The 15,586-nt window shown below is 71.8% G+C and carries 16 protein-coding genes; 4 read left to right on the plus strand and 12 right to left on the minus strand.

Annotated elements, in window-relative coordinates; genetic code table 11:
* Window positions 1-19 precede the first annotated feature (19 nt).
* Window positions 20-394, minus strand: a complete 375-nt coding sequence (locus tag AB0I79_RS20090) for a hypothetical protein (RefSeq protein WP_357874943.1) — start codon at window positions 392-394, stop codon at window positions 20-22.
* A gap of 73 nt (window positions 395-467) precedes the next feature.
* Between AB0I79_RS20090 and AB0I79_RS20095 the strand changes: the two genes are divergently transcribed.
* Window positions 468-995 (plus strand): DUF6886 family protein, encoded by a 528-nt coding sequence (locus tag AB0I79_RS20095; RefSeq protein WP_357874946.1) that lies wholly within the window; start codon window positions 468-470, stop codon window positions 993-995.
* Here AB0I79_RS20095 and AB0I79_RS20100 read toward each other — a convergent pair.
* From AB0I79_RS20100 to xylA, 9 genes are all read right to left on the minus strand, one after another.
* Window positions 961-1,935 (minus strand): 2-dehydropantoate 2-reductase N-terminal domain-containing protein, encoded by a 975-nt coding sequence (locus AB0I79_RS20100; RefSeq protein WP_357874949.1) that lies wholly within the window; start codon window positions 1,933-1,935, stop codon window positions 961-963. The two genes, AB0I79_RS20095 and AB0I79_RS20100, sit on opposite strands and share 35 nt — an antisense overlap.
* 19 nt (window positions 1,936-1,954) lie before the next feature.
* The gene (locus AB0I79_RS20105; RefSeq protein WP_357874952.1) at window positions 1,955-2,686 is read right to left on the minus strand and encodes a glycosyltransferase family 2 protein; all 732 of its coding nucleotides are present in this window, start codon (window positions 2,684-2,686) and stop codon (window positions 1,955-1,957) included.
* Window positions 2,687-2,759: 73 nt separating this feature from the next.
* Entirely contained in the window at window positions 2,760-3,290 is a 531-nt protein-coding gene (locus AB0I79_RS20110; protein ID WP_357874955.1) for an AAA family ATPase, read from the minus strand.
* Entirely contained in the window at window positions 3,287-4,909 is a 1,623-nt protein-coding gene (lysS, locus tag AB0I79_RS20115; protein WP_357874958.1) for a lysine--tRNA ligase, read from the minus strand. Before lysS ends, AB0I79_RS20110 begins: the two co-directional genes overlap by 4 nt.
* Window positions 4,910-4,949: 40 nt before the next feature.
* Window positions 4,950-5,204, minus strand: coding sequence for a hypothetical protein (locus AB0I79_RS20120; protein ID WP_357874961.1), 255 nt, complete (start codon window positions 5,202-5,204; stop codon window positions 4,950-4,952).
* A gap of 1 nt (window position 5,205) precedes the next feature.
* Window positions 5,206-6,555: a S8 family serine peptidase gene (locus AB0I79_RS20125; protein WP_357874964.1), complete on the minus strand. Its 1,350-nt coding sequence runs from the start codon at window positions 6,553-6,555 to the stop codon at window positions 5,206-5,208.
* A gap of 132 nt (window positions 6,556-6,687) precedes the next feature.
* A complete protein-coding gene (locus AB0I79_RS20130) occupies window positions 6,688-7,791 on the minus strand; it encodes a Gfo/Idh/MocA family oxidoreductase (RefSeq protein WP_357874967.1) in 1,104 nt (367 codons plus the stop codon).
* The gene (locus tag AB0I79_RS20135; protein ID WP_357874970.1) at window positions 7,788-8,531 is read right to left on the minus strand and encodes a sugar phosphate isomerase/epimerase; all 744 of its coding nucleotides are present in this window, start codon (window positions 8,529-8,531) and stop codon (window positions 7,788-7,790) included. Before AB0I79_RS20135 ends, AB0I79_RS20130 begins: the two co-directional genes overlap by 4 nt.
* Window positions 8,528-9,679 (minus strand): xylose isomerase, encoded by a 1,152-nt coding sequence (xylA, locus tag AB0I79_RS20140; RefSeq protein ID WP_357874972.1) that lies wholly within the window; start codon window positions 9,677-9,679, stop codon window positions 8,528-8,530. Before xylA ends, AB0I79_RS20135 begins: the two co-directional genes overlap by 4 nt.
* Window positions 9,680-9,767: 88 nt before the next feature.
* Here xylA and AB0I79_RS20145 point away from each other — a divergent pair, with 88 nt between their 5' ends.
* Complete coding sequence (locus AB0I79_RS20145) at window positions 9,768-10,880, plus strand: ROK family transcriptional regulator (RefSeq protein ID WP_357874975.1); 1,113 nt, start codon at window positions 9,768-9,770, stop codon at window positions 10,878-10,880.
* A gap of 24 nt (window positions 10,881-10,904) precedes the next feature.
* Window positions 10,905-11,342: a GNAT family N-acetyltransferase gene (locus tag AB0I79_RS20150; protein WP_357874978.1), complete on the plus strand. Its 438-nt coding sequence runs from the start codon at window positions 10,905-10,907 to the stop codon at window positions 11,340-11,342.
* Window positions 11,343-11,366: 24 nt separating this feature from the next.
* Here AB0I79_RS20150 and AB0I79_RS20155 read toward each other — a convergent pair whose 3' ends face one another.
* A complete protein-coding gene (locus AB0I79_RS20155; RefSeq protein ID WP_357874980.1) occupies window positions 11,367-14,369 on the minus strand; it encodes a GH92 family glycosyl hydrolase in 3,003 nt (1,000 codons plus the stop codon).
* A gap of 138 nt (window positions 14,370-14,507) precedes the next feature.
* Here AB0I79_RS20155 and AB0I79_RS20160 point away from each other — a divergent pair, with 138 nt between their 5' ends.
* Window positions 14,508-14,864 carry a YciI family protein gene (locus AB0I79_RS20160; protein WP_357875323.1) on the plus strand — a complete coding sequence of 119 codons (357 nt, stop codon included), beginning with the start codon at window positions 14,508-14,510 and terminating at the stop codon, window positions 14,862-14,864.
* Between the two features lie 63 nt (window positions 14,865-14,927).
* Here the strand turns inward: AB0I79_RS20160 and AB0I79_RS20165 are convergent, their stop codons facing one another.
* The gene (locus AB0I79_RS20165; protein ID WP_357874983.1) at window positions 14,928-15,533 is read right to left on the minus strand and encodes a GntR family transcriptional regulator; all 606 of its coding nucleotides are present in this window, start codon (window positions 15,531-15,533) and stop codon (window positions 14,928-14,930) included.
* Between the last annotated feature and the right edge of the window lie 53 nt (window positions 15,534-15,586).

Consider the following 15,586-nt stretch of genomic DNA (forward strand, 5'->3'; position numbering starts at 1 on the left):
AGCGGCGGTTCCCTGCGGTCTAGCGGCGCTCGTCGCTGCCGGCGACGAGACGGTCACCGGAGCGGTCGCTCTGTGCGGGCACGTCCGCGTGCTCGCGCTCCAGCTTCCGCTCCAGGTCGCGCTTCTCGTTCTCCAGCCGGGCTACCCGGTCGGAGGCCTCGGCCCTGGCGCTGCGCAGCCGGCGACGTTGCCTGGCGGTCCTGCGCGAGCCCGAGCCCAGCAGCCAGACGCCCAGCAGCAGGACGGCCGCGGCGGCCGCCCCCGCGAGGAACATCTCCACGTGGTTGGGCTCGAACGTGTAGCCGAACAGGATGTACCTGGCGCTCTCCTCGGTGAGCACCAGAGCGAAACCAGCGCCGGCGAGCAGGATCAGGAGCACTCCTAGAATGATCATCCAACTCACCCCTTGTCGTAAGAGGCGTTTCTCCTGCCCGTAGATCGGGGGGGTATGCGCGATGATGGCGTTCATGAGACCCGAGCCGGGCCAGGTCCTGCATTTCTCCGAGGACCCGACGATCGAGCGCTTCGTGCCGCACGTGGCGGTGACGAGCAGGCAGAGCGAGCCGTACGTGTGGGCGGTCGGCTACGAGCGCTGCCCCGACTACTGGTTCCCCAGAGCCTGCCCGCGCGCGATGGCGTGGGTCGGGCCGCGCACCACCGAGGAGGACGCGGCCCGGATCATCGGCGCCGGTTGCGGCGAGCGGGTGCACGCCATCGAGTACTGCTGGCTGAAGGCGCTGATGGAGGTGCGCCTGTTCGCCTACCGCCTGCCGGCCGACGGCTTCACTCCGATCGGCGAGCCGCCGCACGCCGTGGTCTCCACGGCGCCCGTGGTGCCGCTGGGGCCGCCCGAGCCGGTGGGCGACCTGATCGAGCTGCACGAGCAGGCGGGGATCCAGCTCAGGGTGCTCGACAACCTGTGGCCGTTCTGGAACGAGGTGACGGCCAGCAGCCTGCAGTTCAGCGGGATCCGGCTGCGGAACGCGCGTCGATGAGCGCCAGCAGGGTCTCCAGCGGCATCGAGCCAGGCGGCAGCTTCTCGCGGGCGGCCCTGTTGGCCTCGCGCCGCAGCGTCTCGTTGACCGGGGTGGCCAGCCCGTGCTCGCGGCCCAGCAGGACGATCTCGCCGTTGAGGTAGTCGGCCTCGATCGAGCCGCTGGCCCTGGCCAGGCTCTGCCACGACGAGCCGCCGCCGCGGTCGACGCCCTCGATGGGGCGCGCGTCGACCTTGTGCCCGCGGACCTCGGCCTCCTCCTCGGGGGTGGCGTACGCGATGCCGGCGTGCTCCAGCACGGCCCTGGCCTCGGCCCTGGCGCGCTCGACCACCTCGGGCATGCCGGGCACGTGGCCGAGGAGCGCCTCGGCGGCGTTGCCCAGGTTGCCGAGGAGTTTGGCGTACTTCCAGCGCATCACGTCCGGTACGGCCCGGCCGACGAGGCCGCGCTTGCTCAGGTCGTCGGCGATGCGCGCCGCGAGGTCGTCGTCCACACCCTGGGGATAACGGCCGATGTGCAGCATGCCGGAGTAGGGGTGGGCGTGGGCGGCGATGACGCCGGGCTGGGGGATCTGTGCGGGCAACCACACGCACATGCCGTAGACACGCTCGAACCGCCGCAGGACCATGCGCTCGTTGGCCACGCCGTTCTGGGCGCACACCACGGGCAGGTCGGCCGGCCACGGGGCCAGCGCGGCGATCGTGTCCTGCGACTTGGTCGCCAGGACGAGCACGTCGTCATCGCGCGTGGGCACGGGGCCGTCGGCGGCGGGGATGTTCAGGGTCTCGGTGGATTCGGGGGTGATCAGTCGCAGGCCGTCGCGCTTGAGAGCCTCGTAGTGGGCTCCTCTCGCGATGAGGAGAACCTCGTGCCCGCCCTGAAACAGGCGGGCCCCGATGGTTCCCCCGACTGCTCCTGCTCCGATCACTATGTAGCGCATTGTTCGAGGATGTCACTGCCTACTTGGCGAGTGCCACTTGGGCCTGCGCGGCCGTCACGGCGGAGCCGCGCGAGCGCTCGCGCCAGATCGTCCTGAGCACCCGCCAGCCGTCGCGTACGGCGTTCAGGTTGCTGACGCCGTGGATGCGGGAGCGCTCGTGGCTGGGGACCTCGCGGATGACGAGGCCGGCCTGGGCGGCGCGGACGTTCATCAGGGTCTCGATCTCGAAGCCGTCGCAGTCGAGGTCGAGGGCGTCGAGGTGGCGGGCCCAGAAGGCGTTGTAGCCGTAGCACAGGTCGGTGTAGCGGGTGCCGTAGAGGAGGTTGGTGAGCCCGGTCAGGACCTTGTTGCCGAGCGAGCGGATCGGACTGAGGTCGTCCGAGCCGCCACCAGGGGCGTACCTGGAGCCCTTGGCGAAGTCGGCGCCGTTCATGAGCGTGGCGACGAAGGAGCGGATCTCGCGGCCGTCGGTGGACCCGTCGGCGTCGATCATGACGATGATGTCGCCCCGGGCGGCCTGGAAGCCCTCGATGAGCGCGTTGCCCTTGCCTCGCCGGCTCTGCACGACGACCCGGAGGTCGGGGCGCAGCCTTCGCGCGACGGCGATGGTGTCGTCGGTCGAGTTGCCGTCGACGAGGATGACCTCGTCGATCCAGTCGGGCAGCGTAGCGAAGACGTGGGGAAGGTTCTCGGCCTCGTTCATCGCGGGAACGATGACACTGACGCTGGCGGCGAAAGGCTGCTTGTTCATGTCACCAAGGTTCTCCGCGGCGCATGCAACCCGCTTAACAGTTCCTTGCATAGATCATGTGTATGGCGAAATCTCAGGTGATTTGGGCTTCGCCCGACCGGGAGATGATCTCGTTAACGGTTTCCTCGACGCTCTGGCGCGAGGTGTCCAGCCAGAGGCCGAGGCGTGGTGTGTCGTGCCGCAAAGCCGCGTCGAGCTGGGCAATCGTCCAGCCGCCGCCGTAACCGGACTTGGCGCGGGCCGCCTCGCGGCGCGCCACCTCGCCGGGGTCGGGGGCCAGGACGATCACGTGCAAGGGGCGCGTGCCGATCCACTTCGTGAAAAGCTCCAAATCCGCGCCAAGAATGACATCTTGAACTATTGGCGTGAATCCGGCGTCGAAATACATATCCGCTGTTTTGGCTGCGATTCGGTAACGAAGCTGGAGTTGCCGCACCGCCTCGCCGGTCAATTCCGGGGTCATGTCGGCGCGCCCGCCGACCACCATGCGCCGGAACGCGTCGCCGCGCACGTGGGCCGAGCGGGGCAGCCGCTCGGCCAGCGCCTGGGCCACGGTGGACTTCCCGGACGCCGAGATCCCCGTGATCAGAACCGCGCCCCTCACATGCCCACCAGCTTGCGCACCCGGTCGGCACCGACGGCCATCAGGAGCGTGGGCAGCCTGGGGCCGGTGTCCTGGCCGACGAGCAGGCGGTAGAGCAGGGTGAAGAAGGCCCGCTGCGCCGTCTTCATCTCGGGCGTGGGCTTGGCGTCCACCGGTAGCCCGGCCTGGAGCTTGGGCACGCCGTACACGAGCGCGGTCAGCCCCTCCAGCGTCCAGTCGTCGAGGCCGTCGGCCAGCAGCCGCAGCGCCTCGTGCTCCGCCGGCCCGAGCGAGTCGAGCAGCTCCTGGTCGGGCGACTCCCGCACGCGGGTGCGCTGGTCGGCGGGCAGGTGGAGCTCGACCCAGCGCTGCGCCCGCCCGAGGCGGGGACCGGCCTCGCCGAGCGTCCGGACGCCGTCGAGATCGCGCAGGATGCGCAGGGTCTGCTCGGCATGGCCGGTCGTGATGTCCACGACGGAGGCCAGCGTGCGGTAGGCGACCGGATGCGGCGTGGCGGGCAGCGGGCCCGCGGCCGTGCTCACCGCGCGGTTGTAGGCGGCCAGCTCGGCGGGCTGGGCCTGCCCGGCGGCGACCTTGCGGCCCAGGGAGTCCCACTCGTCGTAGAGCCGCTGGATCTCCTGGTCGAAGGCGATCTTGAAGGACTGGGCCGGCTTGCGGCGGGCGTACAGCCAGCGCAGCAGCGGCGCCTCCATGATCTCCAGCGCGTCGGCCGGGATCGGCACGCCGCCCTTGGAGCTGCTCATCTTGGCCATGCCGGTGATGCCGACGAACGCGTACATGGGGCCGATCGGCTGCTGTCCGCCGAACACCTCGCCCACGAGCTGGCCGCCCACGATCCACGCCGAGCCGGGAGAGTGGTGATCCACCCCGGACGGCTCGAAGATCACGCCCTCGTGGGCCCAGCGCATCGGCCAGTCGACCTTCCACACCAGCTTGCCGCGGTCGTGCTCGGCCAGGCGCACGGTCTCGCCGAAGCCGCACTCGCAGGTGTAGGCCAGCTCGGTCGTCTCGTCGTCGTAGTTGGTGACCGTGGTCAGGTCGCGCCCGCACAGGTCGCAGTACGGCTTGTACGGGAAGTAGTCGTCGGCGGCCTGCTCGGCCTCCGGGGCCTGCTTGAGCCGGTAGCGCGACAACACGGCGTCGATCCTGGCCCGCTCGCGCACGGCCGTCAGGATCTGCTCGCGGTAGACCCCGGAGGTGTACTGCTCGGTCTGGCTGATGGGGTCGTACTCCACGCCCAGCTCCGCCAGCGCGGTGACCAGCGGGGCCTTGAAGTGCTCGGCCCAGTTGGCGTACGCGCTGCCGGGCGGGGCGGGCACCGAGGTCAGTGGCTTGCCGATGTGCTCGGCCCACGACGGGTCGATGCCCGCGGGCACCCTGCGGAAGCGGTCGTAGTCGTCCCACGACAGCAGGTGCCGGCACTCCAGGCCGCGCCGCCTGATCTCGTCGGCGACCAGGTGAGGCGTCATCACCTCGCGCAGGTTGCCCAGGTGGATAGGGCCCGACGGGCTCAGCCCGGAGGCACAGACGATCGTTTTGCCCGGGGCACGTCGCTCCGCCTCGGAGATCACCTCGTCCGCGAACCTGGAGACCCAGTCGGTCTCGGCACTGTCAGCCATCGCGCCATTCTTGCGGGTCCGCTCGATTCAAGCCAACGCGTCACCGATCGTCCGGCTCCTGCGGCTCCACGCGCGGGTCGGAGAAGACGTCCACGAGATCGGCGGGGACTCGCCCGGCCGCGAGGTCGTCGATCAGCCGGCGGGCCGCCTCCTCGGTGACGCGCAGCACCCGCAGCCCCGGCACGACCGCCACCAGGCCGTAACCGGCGTCGGCGTCCTCGCCGGACAGGCCGAGCAGGCGCAACGCGTCGGCGAGGGTGGCTTCGGGCGGCAGCCGCACCTGGATCATGGCCATGTCAGGCGGCGCGGGTGCGGTTCTGCCTGCCCAGCGCGGCCAGGATGGCGGGCGGGTCGATGACGCCGTAGCCGTAGTCGTGGTCGAAGCCGACCGTGCTGCGGTCGTCGGCGGTGCGGTGCAGCAGCGTACGCAGCTGCGCGGGCGACAGCTCGGCCGCGGAGCGGTGCGTGCGCACGGCGGCCACCACGCCGGCGGCCACGGGGCAGGCGGCGGACGTGCCGGTGTCGGCGGCGCCGACCGCCTCGGAGCCGGCGAAGTGCGTGTACGCGCACAGGTCGGGCTTGCGCTCCGACAGCCGCCCCGGCCCCTGCGAGGAGTAGCCGACGCGCTCGCCCCGCGTGTCCACGCCGCCGACGGACAGCACGCGCGGGTGGGAGTTGGCGCCCGCGATCGACCGGTCGGGGAAGCCGCACCGCCGGTCGGGGCACTCGCGCCCGCAGTTGCCCGCCGAGAACAGGATGTCGGCGCCCGCCTCCTCCAGGCTGCCGACGATCACGTTGAACGGGTGCGCCGGGTTGTCGGAGTAGTTGCCCGGATGGCCGGGCGGGAAGTCCATGTCGGGCGAGAACAGGCCCCAGCTGTTGGAGACCACCAGGGACCTGGAGTCGGCGGGCATGGCCTGCAGCACGGTGCTCAGGTGGGAGTAGGCGGCCACCGCGTCCGACAGCAGCCCGTCGGCGGTCGGGCCCGGCTTGCGGCTGAGCAGGACCGGGATGTCGAGCAGAGTCGCCTTGGGCGCGGCGATCAGCGTGTCGAAGGCGCACATGGAGCCGTGGTTCACGGGGTACTGGCCGGGAGCCTTGTCGACGCCTGGCGGGCTCCAGCTCCGGTCGGCGTCGATGGTCACGTCGTGGCCGATGCGGGCGGCGACGTGGTCGGCGTTGATGCCGGTGTCGACGATCGCGATGGCCACGCCCTCGCCGTCGTGGCCGGCGGACCACAGGTCGTAGGCGTGCAGCAGCCGCCTGACCTCCTCCCAGTCGCCGACGGGACCGCTGTCTCCGCAGGTGGGGTGCGAGTGGATGGCGGGGTCGGCGAACACGCCGGCCACCTCGCGCACCGAGGAGGACAGCAGCGAGCTGCGGGTGGAGAGCTCGGCGTCGGAGATCTCGCCGCGGACGAGCACGGAGGCGTCCTCGGGCGCCATCGAGAACTGCACCCGCTGGTGCGGGGAGAGCGGGGCGCCATGGGCGGACACGGGCCTGGGCACGGCCACGGGGGTGAACGCCCGGTCGAGGAGGACCCCGGGAAGCTCGGCGACGACGTCGGAGACCGCGCTGCGGACGCCGGGGTCGATCACGGATGCGACGACGTCGGGGGCCGGGCGGAGCTGGATCAGGACGCGCATGGGTTCCCCTTCGGAGTGCTGTTACGAGATGATTACTCACCGTAACAGTGCCCCGCCCGGCAGGTGGTGACTCCTTTGCGTAAGTGAGATGTAACTTTCCGTGGGCGGCGGTTATGTCCGCCGCCCACGGCGTCAGGACAGCGTGGCGGCGTACGGGTCCCAGCCCGCGGGCAGCGGCTCCGGCGCCGCCGTCGTGGAGGCGATGGGCCTGAACTCGGCCCGCTCGCCCGACTCGGTGATAGCCGACATCAGCTCCAGCACGTGGTGGGCCAGCTCGCCCGACGCGCGATGCGGCGTGCCCGCGCGGATCGACCTGGCCATGTCGAGCACGCCGATGCCGCGCCCCGCCGTGGTGCCCGCCAGCGGCAGCTCCCGCCAGTCGGCGTCGCCCGGCCCGCGGGCCAGCAGCGGGCCGTCGAACGTGTTGGGGTCCGGCAGCGACAGGGCGCCCTCGGTGCCGATGATCTCGATCATCCGGCGGTTCACCGCCGAGTCGAAGCTGAAGGTGGCCGACGCCGTGGCCGAGCCGGGGAAGTCCAGCAGGGCGTTGACGTGGGTGGGCACCTCCACCGGGAACAGGGTGCCCGCCTTGGGCCCGGAGCCGATGACGCGCTGCTCCCGGGCCCTGCGCGTACCGGCCGCCACGCGGGCGACCGGGCCGAGCAGGGACACCAGGGCGGTCAGGTAGTAGGGGCCCAGGTCGAACAGCGGGCCGCCGCCGAGCGCGTACAGGAACTCCGGGCTGGGATGCCAGGACTCCGGGCCGAGGCTCTGCGTGGCGGCCGTGACGGCGACCGGCTCGCCGATCGAGCCCGCGCGCAGGGCGTGCACGGCCGACTGCAGCCCGGCGCCGAGGAAGGTGTCGGGGGCGCCGCCCACCCGCAGCCCGCGGCTCTCGGCCTCGGCCATGACCTTCGCGGCCTCGTCCAGGTTCATGGCCAGGGGCTTCTCCCCGTACACGTGCTTGCCGGCGCGCAGCGACTCCAGCGCGACGGCCGCGTGCGCGGCCGGGATCGTGAGGTTGACGACGAGCTCGACCTCCGCCAGGGAGAGCACGGCGCCGAGGGTGCCGGACACCCGTACGTCGTGCTCCCTGGCGACGGTGGCGGCCCGGTTGGTGTCGAGGTCCGCGACGGCGACCACGCGCACGTCGGGGAAGGCGTTGAGGTTGCGGAGGTATTGGCCGCTGATGACTCCGGCGCCGACGATGGCGACGCCGACCGGGCCGTTGCTCAAGAGCTCTCCAAGGAGGTGAGGTAGGCGTGGCTGTCCGCGAGGGCGGCGAAGACGTCGGTCGCGCACTCGTCGAGCTCGACGATGCGCCACGCGCCGGGGGCGGCGGCGAGGATCGCGGGCACGGGCATCACGCCCGCGCCCACCGCGACGTGCGGCTCGCCCTTGACCCCCGGGCCGTCCTTGACGTGCAGCGCCTCGATCCGCGCCGACAGGCGGCCGAGCAGGGCGGGCACGTCGGCGCCGCCCACGGCCGCCCAGTAGGTGTCGATCTCCAGGAACACCTCGGGCGCGAGCAGGTCGGCCAGCACCTCGATGGCGTGCCGGCCGTCCACCCGCGGCTCGATCTCCCACCAGTGGTTGTGGTAGCCGATCCGCATCCCGTGCCCGGCGGCCTGCTCGGCCAGGCCGTTGAGCAGGTCGGCCGTGCGCGCGAGGCCGTCGCGGGTGGTGAACTGCTCCTCGGCGATGCCGCCGGGGATGATCACCTTGTCGGTCCCGACCGTGGCGATCGCGTCGAAGACCTTCGCGGGCTCCTGGCTGAGCAGCGCGTACGCGTGCGTGCTCGACACGGTGAGCCCGAGGTCGTCGGCGACCCGGCGGAAGCCCTCCGGGTCGGCCGTGGGGTCGTAGGGCTCGACGGCCCGGTATCCGATCTCCGCGATCCGCCTCAGCACGGAGTCGCGGTCGGCGGCCAACTCGTCTCTGACGGTGTAGAGCTGGACACTGATCGGTCGGGTCATCCGCGTACCCCCATGAGGTGCTCGAGCGCGAGCTGGTTGAGCCGGGTGAAGTGGAAGCCGCGGGCGGCGGCCGCCTCGACGTCGAAGTCGTCCTTGGCCAGGTCCTGCCAGGTCTCGCCGGCGGCCAGCGTGGGCTGGGCCAGCTCGTCCACGCGGGAGGCGCGCAGGGCCTCCTGCACCTCGGGGTCGGCGCGGAAGACGCGCGACTTCTCCTTGAGGATCAGGTACGTGCGCATGTTCGCCGCGGCCGAGTCCCACACGTCCTGGGGGTCGTCGGTGCGCAGCGGCTTGTAGTCGAAGACGAGCGGGCCGTCGTAGCCATGCGTCTCCAGCAGGTCCACCAGGAAGAACGCGCTCTTCAGGTCGCCGTGGCCGAAGATCAGGTCCTGGTCGTACTTGGGGCCGTGCTGGCCGTTGAGGTCGATGTGGAAGAGCTTGCCGTGCCACAGGGCCTGGGCGATGCCGTGCACGAAGTTGAGCCCGGCCATCTGCTCGTGGCCGACCTCCGGGTTGACGCCCACCATCTCGGGGTGCTCCAGCTCGTTGATCAGGGCCAGGGCGTGGCCGATCGTGGGCAGGAGGATGTCGCCGCGGGGCTCGTTCGGCTTGGGCTCGATGGCGAAGCGGATGTCGTAGCCCTTGTCGATGACGTACTGGCAGATCAGGTCCAGGGCTTCCTTGTAGCGGTCCATCGCGGCCTTGACGTCCTTGGCGGCGTCGGACTCGGCGCCCTCGCGCCCGCCCCAGCACACGTACGTCTTCGCGCCGAGCGAGGCGGCCAGGTCGAGGTTGCGCATGACCTTGCGCAGGGCGTAGCGGCGCACGTCGCGGTCGTTGCTGGTGAAGGCGCCGTCCTTGAACACCGGGTGGGTGAACAGGTTCGTGGTGGCCGCGGGGACCTTCATCCCGGTCTCGTCCAGGGCCTTCCTGAAGGCGGCGATGGCCTTGTCCCTGTCGGGCTCGACGGCGAGCAGGTCGTCGTCGTGGAAGCTGACGCCGTGGGCGCCCAGCTCGGCCAGGCGGTGCACGGTCTCCACCGGGTCGAGCGCGGGGCGGGAGGCGTCGCCGAACGGGTCGCGGGCCTGCCAGCCCACGGTCCAGAGGCCGAAGGCGAAGCGGTCGTCAGGGGTCGGCGTGAAAGCGGTCATTTCCATCCTTCGCGGGCTTTAGTCCATAATCTGTATTAATCCTGAGGAGGTGGGCATGGTGTCGTCAAGAGGGGTCCGGCATGATTCCATGCGCGCCCGTAACCTGGCCGTAGTCCTGGCGACCATTCACCGGTCAGGACCTCACACCCGCGCGGCGCTGGCTGAGAGGACCGGGCTCACCAAGACCACCGTATCCAGCCTGGTCGCGGACCTGCTGGAGGCGGGCGTGGTGGCCGAAGGCGGCACCGTGCGGGGCGGCGAGCGGGGGCGGCCCGGCGTGGCGGTCGGCCTGAGCGGGCACCGGGTGGCCGCGCTGGGGCTGGAGATCAACATCGACTACCTGGCGGCGTGCGTGGTGGACCTCACGCGTACCGTGCGGCTGCGGCGCATCAGGCCGGCCGACAACCGCAACTCCGACCCCGCCGAGATCCTGGAGGGGCTGCGGGCCCTGGTCAAGGAGGTCACGGCGGAGGCCGAGGAGGCCGGGCTGCGGGTCATCGGCGCGGCGCTCGCCGTGCCCGGCACGGTGGAGGGCGGGGTGCTGCGCAGCGCGCCGCACCTCGGCTGGCGGGACGTGCGGGTGGCCGGTCTGGTGGACCTGCCGTTCGAGATGGACAACGAAGCCAACCTGGCGGCGCTCGGCGAGCTGTGGTTCGGCTCGCGGGAGCCCGACTTCCTCTACGTGTCCGGCGAGATCGGCATCGGCGCCGGGCTGGTGGTGGAGGGCGGCGTGTTCAGGGGCACGTTCGGGCTGGCGGGCGAGCTGGGGCACGTGGTCGTGGTGCCGGACGGGCCCACGTGCCGGTGCGGCGGGCGGGGCTGCCTGGAGGTGTACGCGGGCCAGGACGCGCTGCTCGGGGAGCTGGCCTCGGTGGGCGAGCTGGTCGCGCGGCTGGAGTCGGGTGACCCGCGGGCGCGGGAGGCGTGCGAGCGGGCCGGGCACGCGCTCGGCGTGGCGCTCACCTCGGCCGTGCACCTGCTCGACCCGGGCAGGATCGTGCTCGGCGGGATCTTCGCGCCGCTGTTCCGCTGGCTGGAGGGGCCGGTGTCGGCGGGCCTGCGGGCCAGGCTGGGGCAGATGCGTGGGACGCCGCCCGCGCTGGTGGTCTCGGGGACGGGGGGCGACGCGGCCGTGCTCGGGGCGGCCGGGTCGATCATCCAGAAGATCCTGGCTCAGCCCGCACAGATGCTGGGGCTGTAAGCGGACATTCCGTACTATGTCGTGATGAAGATCGAGGAGCGGGCCGTCTCGGACCGCGAGCTCGCCGCCCTGCTCGACGCGGCCTTCGCCGAGCTGGTCGCCCGGTACGGGCCCGAGGGCCGCTCGCAGGTGAAGGAGGGCGCCAGGTACCTGGTGGCCTCGATGGACGGCCAGGCCGTCGGGTGCGGCGCCGTGCAGCCGGTGGACGCCGTAACCGGCGAGCTCAAGCGCATGTACGTGGTGCCGGGGCAGCGCGGGCGCGGGATCGCCACCTCGCTCCTGTCGGCCCTGGAGGACCTGGCCAGGAGCCTCGGCTACGAGCGGCTGCGGCTGGCGACCGGGCTGCGCCAGCCCGAGGCCATCGCCCTGTACGAGCGGTGCGCGTACACGCTGACCGAGCCGTACGGCAGGTACGTGGACGCCCCGCTGACCCGCTGCTACGCCAAGGCGCTGGCACGCTAGGCGCCGGCGCCCTGGCGTGGCCGGCTACGCCCTGGAGCTGAGGGCGAAGACCTTGATGTCGGGAGCGGCGGTGCTGGTGAACGAGACCGCCTCGCGGGCCGGGTCGACCGGCAACGAGACGCGCCAGATGCTCACCCTGCGGCCGTCGGCGGTGCCGTTGACGTTGTAACGGGTGTCGGCCGTGAGCGCCGCCTGCTCGCCGAAGCGCGGCGAGGCCGCCGCCCAGTCGGTCACCTTGAGCGGCGCCGTGGACGTCGTCCCGTCCGCGTAGGCGATCGTGACCTCGGTCTGCTGGTCACCGTTGACGGCCGTGACCAGCAGGTCGAGCGCCTGGTAGCGGCCCGGCGTGAGGTAGGTGCGCTGGCCGCGCAGGCTGTGGAAGTTGCCCGCCGTTCCCTTGGTGTCCGGGATCACGTAGGTCTCGTGCGGGCCGGGGGCGGGGAGCTGCTCGGCGGGGAAGCTCCAGCCCTTGCCGTCCAGGTTGCCCTGGGCCTTGGCGCCGGCGGTGGCCACGCCGTCCACGTCGTACTGGAGCTGCTGGGCGCACGCGGCTCCGGTGGGCTCGCACGCGGCGGGCAGGTTCGGGATCGGGGCCGGTGCGGCGGGCACGTGGTCCACGGGCAGGTCGGCGGCGGCGGTGGCCCACTGCTCGTTCGCGGTGGCGCCGACGTTGACGACGACCTCGCCGCCCCGGTTCAGCAGCGACTCGGGGAGCCAGGACCTGGTGTGCGTCCTGCCGTTGACCTTCACGTCCTGGACGTAGATCGCGTCGGGGGCGGCCTGCGGGGCCGTCACCGTGATCGTGCGGCCGTTGCCGCGCTTGATCCACGCCTTCGGGAACATGGGGCTGGACAGCAGCATCTCGGCGCGGCTGGGCGTCTGCGGGTACATGCCTAGCGCGGCGAAGACGTACCAGGCGGACATGGTGCCGAGGTCGTCGTTGCCGGGCAGGCCGCTGGGCCCGGTCCTGTAGACCAGGGACGCCATCGCGCGCACCGTCTCCTGGGTCTTCCACGGCTGCCCGAGCGCGTTGTAGAGCCAGGGGACGTGGATGCCCGGCTCGTTCGTCGGGTCGTAGCGGAAGCCGTCGCCGCCGGTCGCCCACGAGCCGTCGGGCCGGTGGAAGAACGTGTCGAGCCGCCTGGCCGCCTGCTCCTTGCCGCCCATGGCGGCGGCCAGCCCCGACACGTCGTGCTGGACCATCCAGGTGTAGGTGGCGCTGGTGCCCTGGGCGAAACCGGCGTCCGAGGTCGGCGAGAACGGCCACAGCCAGCTCCCGTCGGCCTTGCGGGCCTGCTGGTAGCCGCCCTCCGCACCGGCGGACGGGTTGAACGTGTTACGCCACCAGCTCGCCCGGGGCAGCAGCTCGGCGCGCTCCTTGTCGCGGCCGATGCGGCCCGCCCAGTCCGCGAGCGCGAAGTCGGCCGTGGCGTCCTCCAGGGTCTCGGCGGCGCCGCCCCAGCAGTGGCAGGTGTCCTGGGGGGCGTACCGCAGGCGCAGGTACTCGGCCAGGTTCGGGCGCTGGCCCTCGCACTGACCGGGGCAGCCCTTGTCGGACAGGCCGGACTCGTGCGGCACGGTGGCCTGCCTGTAGAGCGAGTCGAAGGCGCCGCGCACGTCGAAGTTGCGCACGCCGAGCGCGTGGAAGCCGGCCAGGGCGGGGGCCGACGGGTCGCCGGTCATGACGTGGGTGGGGCCGTTGACGTGCACCCAGCGGTCCCAGACGCCGCCGTTCTGACGGGCCAGGTTGTACAGCGACTGGGCGTAGTCGCCGGCGACCTCGGGTTCGAGCAGGGCCAGGAGCTGGGTGTGGGCGCGGTACTGGTCCCAACCGGAGAAGTTGCCGTACTGGACCTTCTGGCCCCTCGGCAGCCGGTGCACCTTCTGGTCGCTGCCCAGGTAGGTGCCGGCCACGTCGCTGGTGACGTTCGGCTGGAGGTAGGAGTGGTACATCGCGGTGTAGAACGTGGTGAGCTGGTCGGCCGAGCCGCCCGCCACCTCGATCGAGCGCAGGCTGTCGTTCCAGGCGCGGCGGGCCCTGGCGGCCACGGACGCCACGTCGTCGCGGCGGGAGATCTCCCTGGCCAGGTTCTGCCTGGCCGCGTCCAGGCTGGTGTAGGAGATGCCGACCTTCATGCGGACGGCGGCGCCCGCGGTGGTGTCGAAGCTGACGTACCCGCCGGAGCCCCTGCCCGCGCGGTCGGCGCCGGTGGCGTAACCCTCGCCGCCGGAGGCCGTGGTCGTGTCCTTGCGCAGCTCGCCGTTCACCCACGTGCCGGTGCCCGAGAAGGCCCGGTCGAAGGTGGCGGCGAAGTGCAGGCGGTAGTAGCTCTTGCGGTTGTTGACGCCGCCGTTGGCGCGGCGGCCGCAGAACGCGCCGGTCAGGACGGAGCCGGTGACCGTACGGGTGGCGGGGTCGATCGTGATCTCGGCGTCCTCGCTGCCGTTCAGCGAGTTCGACACGCGGAAGAGCAGGTTGGCCTGCTTGCCCTGGGGGAAGGTGAACTCGCCGACGCCCGCGCGGGTGGTGACCGACAGGTCGGTCTTGACGCCGGAGTCGAGCGTGACCGTGTAGCGGCCGGGCTCGGCGCGCTCGTTGTCGTGGCTGAAGGTGCTCGCGTAGATCGCGTCGGTGGTGTCCGCGGTGGGGGACGAGGCGACCTCGCCGGCGAACGGCATGATCGGGACGTCTCCGGCGGCTCCCGGGTGGCAGCCGGCGCCGTTGACGTGCGTGAGCGCGAAACCGCGCACGCGGGGGGTGTTGTAGGAGTAGCCGTTGGCGCCGGCGGCGTTGGTCTGGTCGCCGGCCGTGTTGGTGGGGCTCCAGGAGATCATCCCGAACGGCAGGACGGCCCCGGGATAGGTGTTGCCGCCTCCGGCCGAGCCGATCAGCGGATCGACGTGGGCGACGGGGTCGGTGACCTTGCCGGGGGTGAGGGTGGATGCTGCTGTGGCGGGTACGGCGACGACGGCGCTGATCAACGCGCCGGTGATCGCCGTGGCGAGCCACGAACGGGGAGAGAACACCTCGAGATCACACTGCCTCACCTTAACCGGGCCATGAACGCCCGAGTAAGCGGAGAAAAATCTCCGGAGGGATGTCGAGGATGCCGTCCCGGCTCCGACCAGCCGGTGAGAAACGAGGAGGACAGCATCGTGAAGTACATGGTCATGATCTACGGCAACGCCGAGCTCTGGGAGTCGTTCCCGGCCGAGGAGGCCGAGCGGGCGATCGAGCGGCAGGACGCGTTCAACCGCAAGTACGCCGAGACGGGGGAGCTGCTGCTGGCGTACGGGAACGCCGACGCGGCGGAGGCCAGGACCGTGCGCGTGCGCGGCGGGGTGCCCGCCGTGACCGACGGCCCCTACCTGGAGGCCAAGGAGCACCTCGCGAGCTGGTACCTGCTCGACGTGCCGGACGAGCGCCGGGCCCTGGAGATCGCCGCCGAGGTGCCCTTCGCCTCGGTCGGCGCGGTGGAGGTGTGGCCGGTGCCGCACGAGGCGCCGGGCAACCGGCTCTGATCAGGGCCAGCCGGGTACGGCGTTGGGGGGCGACCGCCGCTTGCCGTAACACGCTCGAAAGGTTCACCCCCCGGCGTAGGCGAGGATGTGGTCGCGCAGGATCACCCCGGCGCGCGGGTCGTCTCGTTCGAACGCCGCCACCAACGGCTCGTGGTCGGCGGCGTTCTCCAGGGCGTGCGTCCTGAGCAGGCGGATCGACAGGTGGGTCCACACCTCGATGCCGAGCGACTCCCACACCGACAGCAGCACCTCGTTCCCGGCCGCCCTGACGATCTCGCGGTGGAAGGCGACGGCGTGGCGTACCTGGTCGGCCAGGGTGCCGCCGGCCGCCTCGTGCAGGTGCTCCAGGTGGGTGCGCAGGGCCGCCACGGGCGGGCGGCGCAGCCGTACGGCGGTCTCCTCCAGCCCCGCCCGCACCACGTAGACCTCGTGCAGATCAGCCTGGGTGAGCTCGCGCACCCGCGCGCCCTTGTTGGGGGAGAACTCGATCAGGCGCAGCGCCGCCAGCTCGCGCAGCGCCTCGCGCACCGGGGCCTGGCTGACGCCCGCCTCGGCCGCGACCTGCCGTTCCACGATGCGGTCGCCCGGCCCCCACCGGCCGCCGATGAGGCCGTCGAGCAGGGTCTGGCGGATCTGGTCGCGAAGTGGCGAGCGCACGACGGGTTTCACAGGTCACACCCTACAGAACATCGGATGATCGATCATAGGGTGTTTAATGGAGA

This window comes from Nonomuraea sp. NPDC050202, assembly GCF_040656115.1.
Classification (GTDB): Bacteria; Actinomycetota; Actinomycetes; order Streptosporangiales; family Streptosporangiaceae; genus Nonomuraea.

Bases quoted from the DNA above. Each gene is read 5' to 3' on its own strand.
- AB0I79_RS20145 (WP_357874975.1), top strand. From the start codon at position 9,768: ATGCGCGCCCGTAACCTGGCCGTAGTCCTGGCGACCATTCACCGGTCA.
- AB0I79_RS20160 (WP_357875323.1), top strand. From the start codon at position 14,508: ATGGTCATGATCTACGGCAACGCCGAGCTCTGGGAGTCGTTCCCGGCC.
- AB0I79_RS20125 (WP_357874964.1), bottom strand. From the start codon at position 6,555: ATGCGCGTCCTGATCCAGCTCCGCCCGGCCCCCGACGTCGTCGCATCC.
- AB0I79_RS20090 (WP_357874943.1), bottom strand. From the start codon at position 394: ATGATCATTCTAGGAGTGCTCCTGATCCTGCTCGCCGGCGCTGGTTTC.
- AB0I79_RS20150 (WP_357874978.1), top strand. From the start codon at position 10,905: ATGAAGATCGAGGAGCGGGCCGTCTCGGACCGCGAGCTCGCCGCCCTG.
- AB0I79_RS20105 (WP_357874952.1), bottom strand. From the start codon at position 2,686: ATGAACAAGCAGCCTTTCGCCGCCAGCGTCAGTGTCATCGTTCCCGCG.
- AB0I79_RS20100 (WP_357874949.1), bottom strand. From the start codon at position 1,935: ATGCGCTACATAGTGATCGGAGCAGGAGCAGTCGGGGGAACCATCGGG.
- lysS (WP_357874958.1), bottom strand. From the start codon at position 4,909: ATGGCTGACAGTGCCGAGACCGACTGGGTCTCCAGGTTCGCGGACGAG.
- AB0I79_RS20095 (WP_357874946.1), top strand. From the start codon at position 468: ATGAGACCCGAGCCGGGCCAGGTCCTGCATTTCTCCGAGGACCCGACG.
- AB0I79_RS20135 (WP_357874970.1), bottom strand. From the start codon at position 8,531: ATGACCCGACCGATCAGTGTCCAGCTCTACACCGTCAGAGACGAGTTG.
- xylA (WP_357874972.1), bottom strand. From the start codon at position 9,679: ATGACCGCTTTCACGCCGACCCCTGACGACCGCTTCGCCTTCGGCCTC.
- AB0I79_RS20120 (WP_357874961.1), bottom strand. From the start codon at position 5,204: ATGGCCATGATCCAGGTGCGGCTGCCGCCCGAAGCCACCCTCGCCGAC.